This is a genomic window from Methylobacterium sp. NEAU K, from assembly GCF_030700285.1.
Lineage (GTDB): Bacteria > Pseudomonadota > Alphaproteobacteria > Rhizobiales > Beijerinckiaceae > Methylobacterium.
The window spans coordinates 75,887-91,207 of record NZ_JAUYZJ010000008.1; the positions used below are offsets into that span (position 1 = coordinate 75,887).

Annotated in this window: 14 protein-coding genes and 1 tRNA gene; 7 read left to right on the top strand and 8 right to left on the bottom strand. The window is 68.4% G+C overall.

All coding sequences use genetic code 11. From position 1 onward, the window contains the following. Positions 1-103: 103 nt before the first annotated feature. Entirely contained in the window at positions 104-382 is a 279-nt protein-coding gene (locus Q8W67_RS08750) for a hypothetical protein (protein ID WP_305543817.1), read from the top strand. Between the two features lie 9 nt (positions 383-391). Here Q8W67_RS08750 and Q8W67_RS08755 read toward each other — a convergent pair whose 3' ends face one another. From Q8W67_RS08755 to Q8W67_RS08775, 5 genes are all read right to left on the bottom strand, one after another. Further along, entirely contained in the window at positions 392-769 is a 378-nt protein-coding gene (locus Q8W67_RS08755; protein WP_305543820.1) for a hypothetical protein, read from the bottom strand. Positions 770-773: 4 nt separating this feature from the next. Further along, complete coding sequence (locus Q8W67_RS08760; RefSeq protein ID WP_305543822.1) at positions 774-1,004, bottom strand: hypothetical protein; 231 nt, start codon at positions 1,002-1,004, stop codon at positions 774-776. Then, the gene (locus tag Q8W67_RS08765; RefSeq protein ID WP_305543825.1) at positions 1,001-2,626 is read right to left on the bottom strand and encodes a glucan biosynthesis protein; all 1,626 of its coding nucleotides are present in this window, start codon (positions 2,624-2,626) and stop codon (positions 1,001-1,003) included. The genes Q8W67_RS08760 and Q8W67_RS08765 overlap by 4 nt, the downstream gene beginning before the upstream one ends. Positions 2,627-2,727: 101 nt before the next feature. After that, positions 2,728-3,393, bottom strand: a complete 666-nt coding sequence (locus Q8W67_RS08770; protein ID WP_305543827.1) for an SCO family protein — start codon at positions 3,391-3,393, stop codon at positions 2,728-2,730. A 206-nt stretch (positions 3,394-3,599) separates the two neighbouring features. After that, positions 3,600-5,186 carry a bifunctional diguanylate cyclase/phosphodiesterase gene (locus Q8W67_RS08775; RefSeq protein ID WP_305543830.1) on the bottom strand — a complete coding sequence of 529 codons (1,587 nt, stop codon included), beginning with the start codon at positions 5,184-5,186 and terminating at the stop codon, positions 3,600-3,602. Positions 5,187-5,650: 464 nt separating this feature from the next. Between Q8W67_RS08775 and Q8W67_RS08780 the strand changes: the two genes are divergently transcribed. Continuing rightward, positions 5,651-6,811, top strand: coding sequence for an alpha/beta fold hydrolase (locus Q8W67_RS08780; protein WP_305543832.1), 1,161 nt, complete (start codon positions 5,651-5,653; stop codon positions 6,809-6,811). A gap of 254 nt (positions 6,812-7,065) precedes the next feature. Here the strand turns inward: Q8W67_RS08780 and Q8W67_RS08785 are convergent, their stop codons facing one another. From Q8W67_RS08785 to Q8W67_RS08795, 3 genes are all read right to left on the bottom strand, one after another. Continuing rightward, positions 7,066-7,332 (bottom strand): hypothetical protein, encoded by a 267-nt coding sequence (locus tag Q8W67_RS08785; protein WP_305543835.1) that lies wholly within the window; start codon positions 7,330-7,332, stop codon positions 7,066-7,068. A 75-nt stretch (positions 7,333-7,407) separates the two neighbouring features. Next, on the bottom strand, positions 7,408-7,620 hold the full coding sequence (locus Q8W67_RS08790) for a hypothetical protein (protein WP_305543837.1): 213 nt from the start codon (positions 7,618-7,620) through the stop codon (positions 7,408-7,410). Positions 7,621-8,132: 512 nt separating this feature from the next. Then, positions 8,133-8,209, bottom strand: a tRNA-Pro gene (locus Q8W67_RS08795). Between the two features lie 138 nt (positions 8,210-8,347). Here Q8W67_RS08795 and Q8W67_RS08800 point away from each other — a divergent pair. From Q8W67_RS08800 to Q8W67_RS08820, 5 genes are all read left to right on the top strand, one after another. Further along, the gene (locus Q8W67_RS08800) at positions 8,348-9,634 is read left to right on the top strand and encodes a glycosyltransferase family 1 protein (protein WP_305543840.1); all 1,287 of its coding nucleotides are present in this window, start codon (positions 8,348-8,350) and stop codon (positions 9,632-9,634) included. 107 nt (positions 9,635-9,741) lie between these two features. Then, on the top strand, positions 9,742-10,062 hold the full coding sequence (locus Q8W67_RS08805; protein ID WP_305543842.1) for a rhodanese-like domain-containing protein: 321 nt from the start codon (positions 9,742-9,744) through the stop codon (positions 10,060-10,062). A 145-nt stretch (positions 10,063-10,207) separates the two neighbouring features. After that, positions 10,208-11,365, top strand: a complete 1,158-nt coding sequence (locus Q8W67_RS08810) for an efflux RND transporter periplasmic adaptor subunit (protein WP_305543845.1) — start codon at positions 10,208-10,210, stop codon at positions 11,363-11,365. Between the two features lie 107 nt (positions 11,366-11,472). Next, a complete protein-coding gene (locus Q8W67_RS08815; protein WP_305543848.1) occupies positions 11,473-14,670 on the top strand; it encodes an efflux RND transporter permease subunit in 3,198 nt (1,065 codons plus the stop codon). 124 nt (positions 14,671-14,794) lie between these two features. Then, positions 14,795-15,313, top strand: a complete 519-nt coding sequence (locus Q8W67_RS08820) for a hypothetical protein (RefSeq protein WP_305543851.1) — start codon at positions 14,795-14,797, stop codon at positions 15,311-15,313. Positions 15,314-15,321 lie beyond the last annotated feature (8 nt).

Sequence of the window (15,321 nt, forward strand, 5' to 3'; positions counted from 1 at the left end):
GCCGGGCCCTGTGCGGCGATAGTGCAGGGGGCCTTCACACACGTTAGCGACAGTCAAGACGCGTCGCGGCAGACCTCCTGTTTGCCTCTTGAGGCGATGCGTCGTGCGTTACTACACCGACTTCATCGACGGCTCAGCGCTTTCCCGCGACGAGGAGGGGCTCGAATTCGGAGATCGACGCGAGGCCTGTCGATCGGCCGCGGAAGCCTTGGTGGAAATCGCACACGACACGCTTCGGTGCAGGCATGCGCCGCTCTTCACACGCGACCGCCTCGGCCTTCACATGGAGGCTCTGGTGCGGGACGAGGCCGGGTTGGTCGTCTTCCGAGCCCGGCTCGACCTCGCGCTGGACTGGTCGGACGATCTGCCCGGAGGCCGCTGATCCGCTGCGTTACCAGCCGCAATTGGGGACGGGCGGCTGAGGCTTGGCGAGCGCCGCCTTCTCGATCGGCACCATCGGCCCCCAGGCGTATTTCTGCGCGTAGGGCGTGACGTTGGTGAACAGGCAGCCGAGCTGGAAATGGCTCGCGCCCATCTCGCCCGAGAAGCCCATGCAATCCAGGAACGTCCAGGTCTGGGGCACCGGGGTCATCGAGCGCCAGCGCGGCATCGCCACCGGCGAGCAGACCTTGATCGCCCCGGTGCCGTCATCCGCGTTAAGGGCGCCTCCCGGCATCTGTGCTGCGGCTGGCACGCCGGCCAAGCCGAGAAGGAGCAGCGCCACCGCCGGGCCGGGCGCACGGGAAAGGTTCGAGCCGGGTAAGTTCATCGGGTCAATGCATCGTCCGCCACAGGGTCGCGAGGATCGCGAAGCCGATCAGGTTGTACAGGATCGCCCAGAGCCAGACGCCCATCACGGCCCGGCTCGGCTGCTGCGGCCGCTGGCGGCCGAGGCGCAGGCGATGCCTGTCCTCGGGGGTCGGCCAGATCGCGCTCTTGGGCGCTCTCAACAGCCGCGTCAGCGTCTCGGGGAGTTCGATGCCGGGCGGTCGTTCGCCGTTCATGGCGGCCTCCGATGCGGCGATGGGGATCCAGGGCACGGGCTCGGCCCGGGTGCTTCCGGATAGTACTGGTAGGCCCAGGTCTCGGAGAGCAGCCGCTCGCCGTGCTTCAGCTGCAGCCGCATTTCCACCGGATCCGGGCCCTCGGCATAGACCTTGAGGAAGACGCGCCACGGGCTCGGCTTGCCGTAAGGCGCCCAGGTCGCGCCGGCCTCCTCGGCGCTGCCGCGCGAGAGCGTCAGGGCGACCGTGGCTTTCTCGGGATCGAGGCCAGCCAGGGCCGCGCCCTCGAATTCCAGCACGAACTGGCGCACCAGGTTCGCGCGGCCCGGGCGCCTGTCCGGGTCGGGCAGCCAGGACGCCTTGGTGGCCCGGGTCGCGACGCACCGGGCGCGATCCGTGGCGACCGGCTCCGCGACGGGCCAGTGCAGGCGATAGGCGAAGCTGCGCTCCGCGCCGGCGGCCGGCTGATCGGCCGGCACCCACAGGGCGACGATATTGTCGTCGGTCTCCTGGTGAGTCGGGATCTCGACGAGCTGCACGCTGCCCGCCCCCCAATCGCCCTGCGGCTCGACCCAGATGTCGGGCCGGTTCTCCTCGAAGCCGTCGTCGATGTAGTTGGCGAAGGCCCGGTCGCGCTGAAGCAGGCCGAAGCCCTTGGGCGAGCGGTCCGCGAAGGCGCTGACGCTGAGGCGCGGCGGGTTGTTGAGTGGGCGCCAGATCATCTCCCCGGCGCCGGTCTGCATCAGCAGCCCGTCGGAATCGTGCACCTCGGGGCGCCAATCGCTGGCAAGGAACCGGCTCATCCCCTCCGAGTACCAGAGCATCGAGGTCAGCGGCGCCACGCCGAACCGCTCGACGGCCTTGCGCATGTAGAGCGTGCAGGCGACGTCGATCACCACGTGCGGCTCCTTCCGGGCGGTGAACCGATAGGCGCCGGTGAGGCTCTGTCCTTCGAGCAGGGCCAGCACGGTGACCGCCCCATCCGAGGCCGGCGCTACGTAGAAGCGGGTGAAGACGGGAAATTCTTCGGTCTTGCCGGGGCCGGGCGCGGTGTCGATGGCGATGCCCCGGGCCGACGCGCCGTATTGCGCGCCATCCCCGGCGGCGCGGAAGTAGGATGCCCCCAGGAAGGCCAGCCAGTCGCCGTCATCGCCCGGCTGGCCAGCCGGGACCTTCTGGAATCGGACGCCCGCGAAGCCGGCGCCGTCGGGCAGGTCCTTGCCAGGATTGCCGGCCGGGTAGGCGAAGAGATCGCGGGAATAGAGGAGCTCGCGGGCTTGGCCGACTTCGAGGGCAAAGACCTTCACCGGATGCCGGAAGAAGTTGCCGAGATGGAAGAAGGTGACCGGGTACGGGCTCTCCGGAAACAGCGCGTGGCCGGGCGGATAGCGGATCTCCTGCAGGGGGCCGTAGGTCAGGGCATCGAGCGCGGCTGAAGCCGGTGCTTCGGCGGGCGGCGCATAAGGCCGGTCCCGCAGGGCCCGGGCGAGGTCTTTCAGACGGTCGAAATCCATCGGCTCGGGAGGCGCCAGGCGTGGTCCGCCGGAAGCCGCCAGGGCGAGGCCCGGGAGCGGCGCGAGGGCCATGAGGCCGAGGGCTGTCAGGACGCGTCGCGTGATCAAGCTGCGCTCTCGGGATTCGGCCGGGCCATGCGGCCCCTGCCGCCCTCTAGCCACGCTGGCGCGGCGGCGCAATTTTTCGCGTCCGGGCGCGGGCGCGTGACTCAGCTCCTCGGGCCGCAGGCGTTGGTGGTGCCGTTGGTGGCCCAGAGGTCGGCACCGCCCCCGGGGGCGCACTGGCCCGGCAGCGCCAGCGTGATCAGCTTGGACAGCGCGCGATCCTCATCCTCGCCGTAGCCGATCTCCCCGACCATGCGGCCGCTCTTGTCGAACAGGGCGACCGTGGCGGAGTGCTCCATCGTGTAGTCGCCGTCCTTCGTCGGCACGCGCCGGTAGGCGACGTGGTAGGCGTCCGCCATGCGGGCGACCTGCGCGAGCGTGCCGACGAAGCCGCGGATGCGGGGATCGAACGAGGCCAGGTATTCCCTAAGGGTGGCGGGTGTGTCGCGCTCCGGGTCCAGCGTGACGAAGACGACGTTGAGGCGGTCGGCGTCGCGGCCCATCCGGCCGAGGGCGCCCGCGAGGGTGGCGAGCGTGGTCGGGCAGACGTCGGGGCAATGCGTGAAGCCGAAGAACAGGGCGGTCGGCTTGCCGAGAAGGTCGGCCTGGCTCACCGGGTGCCCGTCGAGATCCGTCATGGCGAAGGCGCCCCCGACCCGGCGCGGATGGCTGAACCGCGAACCCTGCTGCAGGACGATCGCGCCCGTGCCGGTGGCGACCAGCGCCACGAGGGCGGTGGACGCAATGAGGGCGAGCGGGCTCGGTGCCATGCTGTGACCTGCAACGGGTGAAAAACGTCGAGGCTCGCAATATGGGGTGCACGTCGCCTGACGCGATGCACGGACTGGCCCGTCGCCGGGGCCCGCCCCGGCGATCCGAGGCACGCTGCAAGGCGATTTAACCCGGGCGTCGATCGCCGAAAACGTCCATCCGTGCCGTGCGCGGGGCCGCCGTCCGGTGAACGTCCGCCCGGCGGCTACGAGGCGACCGCCAGGTCGCGGATCGGGGCCGACCGGTCTCGCGGAAGGCTGTCGAGGCCCAGCATGCCATCCATCTCGGCCTTCGGCACGGCTTTGCCGAAAAGGTAGCCCTGCCCGAAATCGCAGCCCTGGTCCGACAGCCAGTCGACGCTGGCATCCGTCTCGATGCCCTCGGCAGTGGTCGAGAGGCCCAGGCTCGTGCCGAGCTTGATGATCGCATCGACCAGCTTGGCGCGCTCGTCGCTCATCGTGATCGCGTCGACGTAGCTCCGGTCGATCTTCAGCTTGTCGAACTTCAGCTCGCGCAGATGATAAAGGCTCGAATAGCCGGTGCCGAAATCGTCGAGCGCGATGCGCACGCCAAGGTGCTGCAGCGACAGCAGGGTCGCGCGCGTCGCCTCCAGATCCTGAATCAGGGCGCTCTCGGTGATCTCGACCTCGAAGCGCCCCGGCGGAAACCCGGTCTCGGTCAGGATGGCCAGGATGCGCTCGGCCAGCCACGCATCCTGGAACTGGTGCGGGGCGATGTTCACAGCGAGAATCAGGTGGGCCGGCCAGCTCTGCGCATCCAGGCAGGCACGCCGGATCAGGCTGTAGCTGAGGTCGCCGATCATCCCGGTCTCTTCGGCCACCGGGATGAATTCTGCGGGTCCGACGAGGCCGCGCTCCGGGTGCTGCCACCGGGCGAGCACCTCGACACCGACGATCTCCTTGCCGGGCAGCGAGACCACGGGCTGATAGTACGGCTCGATCGCGCCGGTCTCGATCGCCGTGCGCAGCTCCGTCTCCAGCCGGGCCCGGGCGCGCAGTTCCTCGTCCATGGTGCTCCGGAAGAACCGGTAGCTGCCGCGGCCGTCCTTCTTGCCCTGGTACATCGCGAGGTCGGCCGCGTGCAGGATCGCGTCGGCATCCGCATGATCGCCGGCGACGATGGCGACGCCGACCGTCGCGCCGACCTTCAGGTCATTCTGGTTCCAGGTGACGGGCTCGGAGATGCTGGCGATCACCGCCTGCGCCAAGCGCGTCAGCCCCTCGCTGCCCTGGTCCAGAGGGACCAGCATGGCGAATTCGTCGCCGCCGAGGCGCGCCGCCACACCACCGGGCGGCAGGAGGTTCTGGAGGCGCTCGGAGACCGCGCAGAGCACGGCGTTGCCGGCGGCATGGCTGTAGAGGTCGTTGACCGGCTTGAATCGGTCGAGGTCGATCAGCAGCACGGCCGATGTCGGCTCGGGATCCGCCGTGTGCGCCCGCTCCACCGCCTCCAGGAACCGGCGGCGGTTGGCCAGACCGGTGAGGCCGTCGTGCCGGGCGATGGCTTCCGCCTGCGCAGCCGCCGCGTCCCGCTCCAGCATGAGCCGGCGCAACAGGATCGATTTCCGGACGCTGGCGCCGAACAGGGCCAGACCCATGCAGGCGGCCAGGATCAGCAGATCGTTGAGGTGGTACGCGTTGATGAAGCCGTTCAGCAGATCGAACGTCCCGAGGCTGGCGCCGACGAACCAGATCCCGGCGCCGATCGTGAGCAGGCACAGCGTCTCGTACAGTTCGCCGCGGCCCCAGGCGGTCGAGGTCTCACCCGGCATGTCTTTATCCGTCTCCCCCGTGCCGAAAGGAGGTTTGCCGCATCAAGACCTAAAGGGGGGTGAATCGGAAGCCGCCGGTTCACGGAACTGAGCGGCGCGCAACCTATGAGCGACGCTGTGTCGACGATAAGGGCTTCGGTAAGTCGGCCGCGTGCGCCTTCCGGTCCGCACGCGCCAAAGGCGCAAAGTGTGCGGACAAGATATGGTCGGAGTGGCCGGACTTGAACCGACGACCCCCTGTCCCGGAAGCAGGTGCATGAAGCCCGGCAGCTGCGCGATGCGGAGGCAGCCGCCCCGGGCGTGATCCGGCGCACGCTCGATGCGCGGTTGGCACAGGGGCAGCAGCCCACAAGGCCCGCGTTGAGCAGGTGCCCGCCCTGTCACTATCCCAGCTCACCCACGGCTTGTGGTTGGCCCTCCGCTGAAGGAGGGTCGGTCAACAAAACCTGGGATGGGGACGCTGCATGGTCGATCGGAATAGGCACCGCTGTGCTCTCCTTGCAGCCTCTCTCCTGCTCTCGGTGCCGGTCCTGCCTGCCCGCGCGGATCCGCCAGCAGCCGCGCCAACAGCACCTGCTGGGCCCAACCTTCAGGCCGTTCAGCATGAGGGAGACGTAGATCTACCCGAGTTCACGTTCCGCAATGGCGAGCGCCTTTCCCCGCTGCGTCTGCATTACACCGCGCTCGGCACACCGCAGCGCGATGCGGCCGGCAAGATCACCAACGCGGTCCTGCTGCTCCACGCCACGACCGGCACCGGCAAGACCTTCCTCGTGCCGACACTCGCCAATCACCTGTTCGGGCCGGGTCAGCCGCTGGACACCCAGCGCTACTACATCGTGCTGCCGGATGGCATCGGCTTCGGCGGCTCCACCAAGCCATCTGACGGCCTGCACGGGCGCTTCCCGCATTACGGCTACCGCGATCAGGTCGAGGCGCAGCATGCCATGCTCCAGGCCATGAGCATCGACCATCTGCGGCTGGTCGCCGGCATCTCGCAGGGTGGCATGCAGACGTGGCTCTGGGCCGAGCAGTACCCGGACGCCATGGACGGGGTGATGCCGATTGCCTGCATGCCGATTCAGATCAGCGGCCGGAACTTGATGTGGCGCCAGATCGTCTCCGACGCCGTGCGCAGCGACCCGAAGTGGAACGGCGGCGACTATGATCGCGCGGATCCCCCGACAGCTTGGACGCGCAGCGCTGCGCTGATGTTCGCACTCATGGTCAGCACACCCGAGCGCCTGCAGGCCGCCGGGCCGGACCGGGCCAAAACGCTGGCCTACGAGGACGAACTGACGGCGCAGTACCGGGGACGCGATGCCGGTGACGCGCTCTACGACTACGAGAGTTCGGCCGACTACAACCCCGCCCCTGAGGTAGCCCGCATCAAGGCACCGATGCTCGCCCTCAACTTTGCTGACGACCAGGTGAACCCAGCCCCGTTGCCTGTTGCGCGCGAGACCGTTGAGCACCTCGCCTCAGGCAAGTTCGTACTGCTGCCGGGCGGCTGGGGGCATGCCGGCATTTTCCACGCCGATCTTTGGGCGGATCAGCTGGGCGCGTTCCTGGGCAGCCTTTCCGACCAAGATAATCCGCACAAGCCTGTTGCGGGCGTCAAGTAGGCCTGCCGCACCGGTAGCGAAGCAGAGGCTGGGCAACGTGGTGTCGGTGAAGGTTGCCCGCCTTAATCGGCCAGCACGGCGATAAGCGAGAAGGATCCGGCGAGCGCGGAAGTGTCCACCACGACGGATGTAAGCAGGAGAATGTGGGATCTTGGGATGCCGGGCGGCCGTGCTTACAAGATGGGGTCAGCCGCGCGCAGTTGCGGCCGCGCCACTACCACACGCCAACCGGCTCGCCACCGCCAGCGAGCACACTATCGCGGAGGCGCAGGCCGCACGAGCCATGTGACGGACGCGAAAGCCCCCAGCCAGGAGCCGAGGGCGGCAAAGGCTACGTAAACCGCGTTCTCCGTATAGTTGATCACGGCAAACGCGGAGAGGAGGTACCAACAGGCGCTCCAGTTCGCGGCCGGAATGCGCCGGCGGGCGGCCACGGCGGCATTGAAGAAGACGTAGGCCCCGTCGGTGACGGCAGTGGCGGCGACTACGCCCACCGCGATCAGCGGATCGATGTTCAACATGAGGCTCTCCCGGGCTGCCTGAGGGGATCTCGCCACCCGGGCAAGATCCGGCAACCGCAGGTCTACGCGGCCGGCTCAGTCGGTGCTGTCGCCATCACCAGCGTCATCGCCGGCATCCAGCAGCCAGTCGGGCAGACCGGGGATCACGTCCCCAGCCACGTCACCGGCGGTCTCGAGGGCCCTTCCCGCCATCGCCTCTGGGCTCTCAGCCCGAACCTCAGCGAACAGTTTGCGCGCCAGCCGGTCGAGTTCCTCGTCCGACAGATTCTGGCCTGGCTCGTCCGTCATGGGCGTGACCCCCGAAAGTATCGGCCGCTCGGACCCGCCGGGATCCGCTCACGGGGCGGGGAAGCGTCCGATCTCACAAGCGTTCGCCGATACGCAACGCGGCCCGACCGCATGATTGGCGACCGCGGTTACCTCCGGGTGAGGTCGGGCGTGCGTCTTTCTCCCGGGATAGGCCACCTATCCGGTGAAGCAGCGCCGATACTATTTGTAGCGGCGCCGCCACCATGCTGCAGTGGCTGAACGCCTGAGGGCCGGCATGCAGGCCGCCGGCCACCCGGAACCGATAGACACGATAGCGTTCGCCCTCACGGCCTCCGCCCTCACATTTTCCGGCTTCGTCGTGATGCTTGGATGGCGGTGAGCCGATCCGCAGGTTCCGGGGTGCCGCCGGGGTTCCGAACCCCGGCAATCTCCACCGAAAATCGGCACCCCAGGTGAACCCCAGAACGCAGAAATGAGAATGGCGACCCGTCGGCCACCTTGCATAACTCGCTGTAAACAATGGGGTATTTTGGTCGGAGTGGCCGGACTTGAACCGACGACCCCCTGTCCCCCAGACAGGTGCGCTACCGGGCTGCGCTACACTCCGACGCCACAAGGGCTCGGGGCTCATAGCCTTCGTGCCCCGCCCGCGCAACCCCTTCGGCGGTTGCGGCTAAGGGCGGCCCTGGCCCTCGCCGGCCTGTCCCGCTACGGGGAGCGGCTGTCGCCTATGCCATCGAGGATCATGACGGACCGACCGATCGCCTTCGATCTCACGCGCCTGGTCACGCGCCTGCGCCACGCGAGCCCATCCGGGATCGACCGCGTCGACCTCGCCTATGCGCGCGCCTATCTCGGGCGGCCGGGACCGAGCGTCGGCGTGGTCTCCACGGCGTTCGGGCCCCGCGTCATCGACCGCGCGCGCGCGGTCGACATCGTGGAGGCGGTGTCGGCCGGCTGGGTCGAGGACCGAGACGCGGCCTCCGATCCGGTCTATCGCGGGCTGGCGAAGCGCCTCGGCGACCCGCTGGCGTCTACCGCCACCGGGCAGCCACCGCGACCCGGGACCGGGGCCGCCGAGCGGCGCCGGATCCAGGCGCGGCGCGCGGCCGACATCGCCCTGCGTGCTCGCCCGATCGCGGCGCTGCCCCGGGATGCGCTCTACCTGCACACCTCGCATCTGCGCCTCGACAACCCGCGCCGGTTCGACTGGCTCTACGAGCGGCGGGACGTGCGCGCGGCGTTCTTCGTCCATGATCTCATCCCGATCACGCATCCAGAATACGGTCGCCCCGGCGAGGCCGACCGCCACCGGGTCCGGATGCGCACGATCGGCCGACACGCCGCTGCGATCCTGGTGAATTCGGAGGATACCGGCGCGCGCACCCTCGCCCACCTGACCGCGGAGGGATTCGCCCGGCCGCCGGTGGCGGTGGGACATCTCGGTGTCGAGCCGGCTTTCGGGCGTGCGGGGCCTCGGTTCCGGCCGGACCGGCCGACCTTTCTGGTCTGCGGCACGATCGAGTCCCGCAAGAACCACCTGCTGTTGCTCCAGCTCTGGCGGCTTCTGGCCGAGCGGCACGGCGCCGATACACCCCGCCTGGTCGTGGTGGGACGCCGTGGGTGGGAGGCCGAGAGCGCCATCGACATGCTGGAGCGCTGCCCCGGCGTGCGCGCTCACGTGATTGAGGTCACCGGGCTCTCGACACACGGTCTCGCCGCCTTGACGCGCAGCTGCACCGCGCTGCTGATGCCCTCGTTCACGGAAGGTTACGGCATCCCGATCGTCGAGGCCGCGGCCTCGGGCCTCCCTGTGGTGGCTTCGGACATACCGGTTCATCGGGAGATCGCCGGCGGCTTCGCCCTGTTCCGTGATCCCCTGGACGGCCCGGGCTGGGCCGAGGCGATCGAGGCGCTCGCACAGCCGAACGCCTCGCTCCGGGCCGAACTCGCGGGACGCCTCAACGGCTACGTGCCGCCCGGCTGGGACGCCCATTTCGCGGCCGTGGGACCGACACTCGCGGCGATCTGACCGGAACTGTCCGCGGTGCGCGAGTTGCGCCGGTTCGACCTGACGAATAAGGAAAAGCGTCAGTCCGCAAGGCTGGCCGAGACTTGGGCGGAACGGAGATCCTGCCGATGCGGGTGATCGACCTCGATCGCGACGCGGTCAAGCGCGGGCTGAGCGACGGCACGATGCTGTTGATAGACGTGCGCGAGGAACACGAATACGAGGGCGGACACATCCCGGGTGCCGTCTCGCATCCGCTCTCCGCGTTCGACCCGCAGGCCCTCGCCGCGCTCATCGCCGAGGATGGGCGCCGACCCGTTCTAGCCTGCGCGGCGGGCGTGCGATCGAGGCACGCGCTGATGGCTGCCCAGAACGCGGGTCTCGATATCGCCGAACACTACCAGGGCGGCTTCAAGGATTGGTACGGGTCCGGCGAAGCAATCGAGTAGCTCACCCGGATCATCAGGCCCCATGGGCCGCGATGTGCGCTCTCGCACAAAGAATAACGGGGCGCACGGGTTACGGCGCGTCTGCCGTGGATTAATCGTCAAGCTCGGTTCGACCGACGGGTCGGCCAACGGACAGCAGGACCCGATGCGCAGCCGGCTTCCCAGCCTCCTCACCGTGCTCTCCGGTCTCGTCGCCGGCCTCGCCGTCTCGGGGCCTCTCGCCCCGTCCGCTCATGCGCAGGCGCCCGGCGGGCCTCCGCCCAAGGTCACCGTGGCCAAGCCGGTGGTGCGCCAGATCGTCGAGCAAGACCAGTATACCGGCCGTTTCGACCCGATCGAGTATGTCGAGGTCCGCGCGCGGGTCACCGGCTATTTGGAGAAGATCAACTTCACGGACGGCCAGACCGTGAAGAAGGGCGACGTGCTCTTCGTCATCGACCGGCGCCCCTACAAGGCGGCGCTGGAGCAGGCCCAGGCCGCCCTGGCCTCCGCCAAGGCCCGCCAGTCCTTCTCGCAGACCGACCTCGAGCGCGCGCAGACCCTCTCGAAGAGCGGCAACATCTCCGAGCAGGTCACCGACCAGCGCCGGCAGGCTTCGCAGACCGCGCAGGCCGACGTCGACAGCGCTCAGGCGGCCCTGAACAACGCGCAGCTCAACTACGACTTCAGCGAGGTCAAGGCCCCGATCAACGGCCGCATCAGCCGGCGGCTGGTAACCGAGGGCAACATCGTCATCGCCGACCAGACTCTGTTGACCACGATCGTGTCTCTCGACCCGATCTATTTCAGCTTCACGGTCGATGAGAAGTCGTTCCTGAAGTACCAGAGCAGCCTCGGTATCGGCATGGGGCAGACCCAGCAGGGCAAGGGCGTGCCGATCATGATCGCGCTCTCCGGCGAGGCCAAGCCGACCCGGAAGGGTACCCTCGACTTCGTCGACAACCGCGTCGACAATGCCACCGGCACGATCCTGCTGCGTGCCACGGTCCCGAATGCGGACCTGTTCATCAAGCCCGGCCTGTTCGGCATCGTGTCGATGCCCGCCACCAAGCCGTTCCAGGGTGTGATGATCCCCGACGAGGCGGTGGCCGCCAACCAGGACAAGCGCATCGTCTACCTGGTCGGGCCGGACAACGTGATCCAGCAGAAGGACGTGGTGCTTGGGCCGAAGGTCGACGGCTACCGGGTGATCCGCGACGGCCTGAAGGGCGACGAGACCGTGGTGGTCAACGGGATCGCCCGCGTCCGTCCCGGGGCCAAGGTGAGCCCGGATACCATCGAGCTGCCACCGAGCAAGACGTGAGCCTGCAAGGCTCGACACGACTGCCTTCGAGCGCGCCGCGCCGCGCGTGCCGCACCGACGACGCAGGGCCCCGGCCGGGTGACCGGCGGGCCTCAGAGGTTTGACCGATGCGTTTCGCCCATTTCTTCGTCGACAGGCCGATCTTCGCGTCCGTCACGTCGATCGTTTTCCTGATCCTCGGCTTCGTGGCCTACGAGAGCCTGCCGGTCTCGCAATATCCCGAGATCGTGCCGCCGACCGTGACCGTGCGCGCCTCCTACCCCGGCGCCAACGCCGAGACCGTGGCCGCCACCATCGCGACGCCGATCGAGCAGGAGGTCAACGGCGTCGACAACATGCTGTACATGACGTCGTTGTCGACCAACGACGGCAACATGCTGCTGACCGTGACCTTCAAGGTCGGCACTAACCTCGATATCGCCAACGTGCTGGTGCAGAACCGGCTCTCGGTGGCGCAGCCGCGGCTGCCGCCGGACGTGCGCAACCTCGGCGTGACAGTGCGCAAGGCCTCGCCCGACCTGATGCTGGTCGTGCACCTGCTCTCGCCCAACAAGACCTACGACCAGAACTACCTCGCCAACTACATCTATCTGAACATCCGTGACGAGCTGCTGCGCCTCGACGGCGTCGGCGACATCACGATCTTCGGCGGTAACGAATACGCCGAGCGCATCTGGGTCGATCCGAACAAGCTCGCCGCCTACGGCCTCTCGGTGACCGACGTCACCACGGCGCTGCAGGAGCAGAACGTTCAGGTGGCGGCCGGCCAGCTCAACGGGCCGCCGGCGGCCAGGGGCGAGGCGTTCCAGCTCGTCGTTCAGTCGCAGGCGCGCTTCAAGACCCCAGAACAATTCGCCGAGGTCATCATCAAGGCCCAGGACGGGCGCCTCGTCCGGGTCAAGGACATCGCCCGCGTCGAGATGGGCCAGAAGGATTACACGACCAACTCCTACCTCAACGACACGCCCGCGGTGGGCATCGGCGCGTTCCAGCGGCCCGGCACCAACGCCCTCGATGCGGCCGCCTCGGTCAAGAAGGTGATGGAGGTTGTCAAGAAGAACTTCCCGCCGGATGTCGAGTACCGGATCGCCTACAATCCGACCGAGTTCATCGAGGAATCGATCCAGGAGGTCTACAAGACCCTGTTCGAGGCGGTCGGCCTCGTCGTGATCGTGGTGCTGGTGTTCCTTCAGAGCTGGCGGACTGCCCTGATCCCGGTCATCGCGATTCCGGTCTCGCTGATCGGCACCTTCGCGGCGATGGCGGCCTTCGGGTTCTCGCTCAACAACCTGACCCTGTTCGGGCTCGTGCTCGCCATCGGCATCGTTGTCGACGACGCCATCGTCGTGGTGGAAAACGTCGAGCGCAACATGGCCGAGGGCCTGTCGCCGGGCGACGCCGCCCACAAGACCATGGACGAGGTCGGGGGCGCGGTCATCGCCATCGCGCTGGTGCTTGCCGCGGTGTTCGTGCCGACGGCGTTCATCCCGGGCATCTCCGGCCAGTTCTACAAGCAGTTCGCGCTCACCATCGCGGCCTCGACCCTCATCTCCGCATTCAATTCGCTCACCCTGTCCCCCGCGCTCTGCAAGCTGTTGCTCGTGCCGCATCACGCGCGCAAGGAGCCGAAATTCTTCCTGACCCGGTTCGTGAACTGGCTCGCCAATGGGTTCAACCGGGCCTTCGACGCTACCTCCAACTTCTACGGCCGGACGATCCGCGTGCTGACGGGCGGGTTTGTTGGGCTCGTGGCGATGCTGCTGGTCTACGCAGCTGTGATCGCCGGCACGCTGCACCTCGCGCAGACGACACCCACGGGCTTCATCCCGGACCAGGACCAGGGCTACCTGATCGGAGTCGTCCAGCTTCCCTCCGGCGCGTCCCTCGACCGCACCACGGACGTGATCCTGCGCGCGGCCAAGCAGGCCCGGACCGTCGACGGCGTGGCCAACGCGGTGATCATTGCCGGCTTCGATGGTGCGACCTTCACCAACACCACCAACGCCGGCGTGATGTTCCTGACCCTCAAAGGGGCCAAGGAGCGCGCCGCGGAGGGACGTACAGCCGCGGTGATCACCGGCGATGTGCTCAAGGCGACCTCCGACATCCAGGAAGCCCGGGTGATCGTGATTCCGCCTCCGCCCGTCCGCGGTCTCGGCAGCGGCGGCGGCTTCAAGATGCAGATCGAGAGCCGCCAATCCTCCGAGATCGGCCCGCTGATGGCCGCGGCCGGCGAGGTGATCGGTCAGGCGAACCAGAGCGCGGACGTGCAGCGCGTGTTCACGACCTTCGACAACTCGACGCCGCAACTCTTCCTCGACATCGACCGCACCGTCGCCCGCATGCTCGACGTGCCGCTGGCCAACGTGTTCTCCTCGGTCCAGGCGGATCTCGGCGGCACCTACGTCAACGACTTCAACACCCTGGGCCGCATCTACCAGGTGCGCCTACAGGGCGATGCGGCCTTCCGCAGCTCGATCCAGGACATCTCGCAGATCAAAGTACGCTCCTCCACAGGCGCACTGGTGCCGATGGGCACGCTCGCCTCCGTGCGCGACGTGACCGGGCCCCAGATCGTGCAGCGGTTCAACCTGTACTACTCGGTCCCGGTGCAGGGCGTGGCAAAACCGGGGGTCTCCACCGGACAGGCTTTGACCGCCATGGAGGAGATCGCCAAGAAGGCGCTCCCCGAGGGCTACGCCTACGACTGGACCGAGATCGCCTACCAGCAGAAGGCCGCGAGCGGGACGGCCGGAGCCGTCTTCGCTCTCGGCGTACTGCTGGTCTTCCTGGTGCTCGCCGCGCAATACGAATCCTGGGCGCTGCCCCTGGCGATCCTGCTGGTCGTGCCCACGGGCGTGCTCGCGGCCCTGGCCGGAGTGCAACTCCGCGGCCAGGACAACAACATCCTGACCCAGATCGGCCTGATCGTGCTGATCGGCCTCGCGGCCAAGAACGCGATCCTGATCGTCGAGTTCGCGCACGACATCGAGCAGCGCGAGCACCGGGGTCCGGTCGAGGCGGCGGTGGAAGCCTGTCGGCTCCGCCTGCGCCCGATCCTGATGACTGCCTTCGCGTTCATCCTCGGCACCCTGCCGCTGGTGATCGCCACCGGCCCCGGCGCGGAGATGCGCCAGGCTCTGGGTACGGCGGTGTTCTTCGGGATGATCGGCGCGACCTTCTTCGGCCTGTTCCTGACGCCGGTATTCTACGTGGTGATCCGGCACTTCTCGCTCTGGCTCGGCCGCCTGCGGCGCAAGCCGTCGCACGACGACCACGGCGGGGCAGCACCCGCCCACGGCTGAAGAGAGCTGCCGGAAGCTGCCGGCGGATCACAAGGCTGCGCAGCCGGGAGCCGCGCCCGATCCTGACCGGTCGGGGGCGGCTCCTGCGCGACGGGGGCCATCCGCCGGTGTAGAGGCTTGCGCCATGCACCTCCTCGGCCGCCTCCTCCTCGCAGCCTTCGCGCTCCTGCTCGCGGTGCCCGCGGGCGCCGCAATCCTCGTGCTGGCGCTCCTCGTCGATCCCGCGGCGAATGCGTGGCTGACCGGCGGGGCGCTCGCCACCGTCGACATGGCCCTGTCCGACCTCTCCGCGGGCCTCCCGCCGGAAGGGCTCGCCCTGCTGGTGGCCGGCCTCGCCAAGGCGCTGTTCGTCCTGCTGTTCGTTCCGCCGGCCCTGGTCGGTCTCGGCGGCGAGATCCTCGGTCGGCGCGGCCTCCTCTGGTACGGCGCCGGATCCGGTCTGCTGACAGCCGCCCTACCCTGGCTCACCCGCGGCGTGCCACGGCCTGAGGCGACCGGACGGGACCCGAGCCTCCTGCTCGCGGAGGCGCGCCTGACGCTGATTCTCTTCCTCGTCGGCGCGAGCGCCGGCCTCGTCTACTGGCTGGTGGCGGGGCGCAGCGCCGGGCCGTCCCGGGGCGATCGTGATGACGGAAGCGCCTGATCCAAGGC

Bases quoted from the DNA above. Each gene is read 5' to 3' on its own strand.
- Q8W67_RS08780 (WP_305543832.1), top strand. From the start codon at position 5,651: ATGGTCGATCGGAATAGGCACCGCTGTGCTCTCCTTGCAGCCTCTCTC.
- Q8W67_RS08755 (WP_305543820.1), bottom strand. From the start codon at position 769: ATGAACTTACCCGGCTCGAACCTTTCCCGTGCGCCCGGCCCGGCGGTG.
- Q8W67_RS08775 (WP_305543830.1), bottom strand. From the start codon at position 5,186: ATGCCGGGTGAGACCTCGACCGCCTGGGGCCGCGGCGAACTGTACGAG.
- Q8W67_RS08760 (WP_305543822.1), bottom strand. From the start codon at position 1,004: ATGAACGGCGAACGACCGCCCGGCATCGAACTCCCCGAGACGCTGACG.
- Q8W67_RS08810 (WP_305543845.1), top strand. From the start codon at position 10,208: ATGCGCAGCCGGCTTCCCAGCCTCCTCACCGTGCTCTCCGGTCTCGTC.
- Q8W67_RS08790 (WP_305543837.1), bottom strand. From the start codon at position 7,620: ATGACGGACGAGCCAGGCCAGAATCTGTCGGACGAGGAACTCGACCGG.
- Q8W67_RS08815 (WP_305543848.1), top strand. From the start codon at position 11,473: ATGCGTTTCGCCCATTTCTTCGTCGACAGGCCGATCTTCGCGTCCGTC.
- Q8W67_RS08800 (WP_305543840.1), top strand. From the start codon at position 8,348: ATGACGGACCGACCGATCGCCTTCGATCTCACGCGCCTGGTCACGCGC.
- Q8W67_RS08770 (WP_305543827.1), bottom strand. From the start codon at position 3,393: ATGGCACCGAGCCCGCTCGCCCTCATTGCGTCCACCGCCCTCGTGGCG.
- Q8W67_RS08820 (WP_305543851.1), top strand. From the start codon at position 14,795: ATGCACCTCCTCGGCCGCCTCCTCCTCGCAGCCTTCGCGCTCCTGCTC.
- Q8W67_RS08785 (WP_305543835.1), bottom strand. From the start codon at position 7,332: ATGTTGAACATCGATCCGCTGATCGCGGTGGGCGTAGTCGCCGCCACT.
- Q8W67_RS08805 (WP_305543842.1), top strand. From the start codon at position 9,742: ATGCGGGTGATCGACCTCGATCGCGACGCGGTCAAGCGCGGGCTGAGC.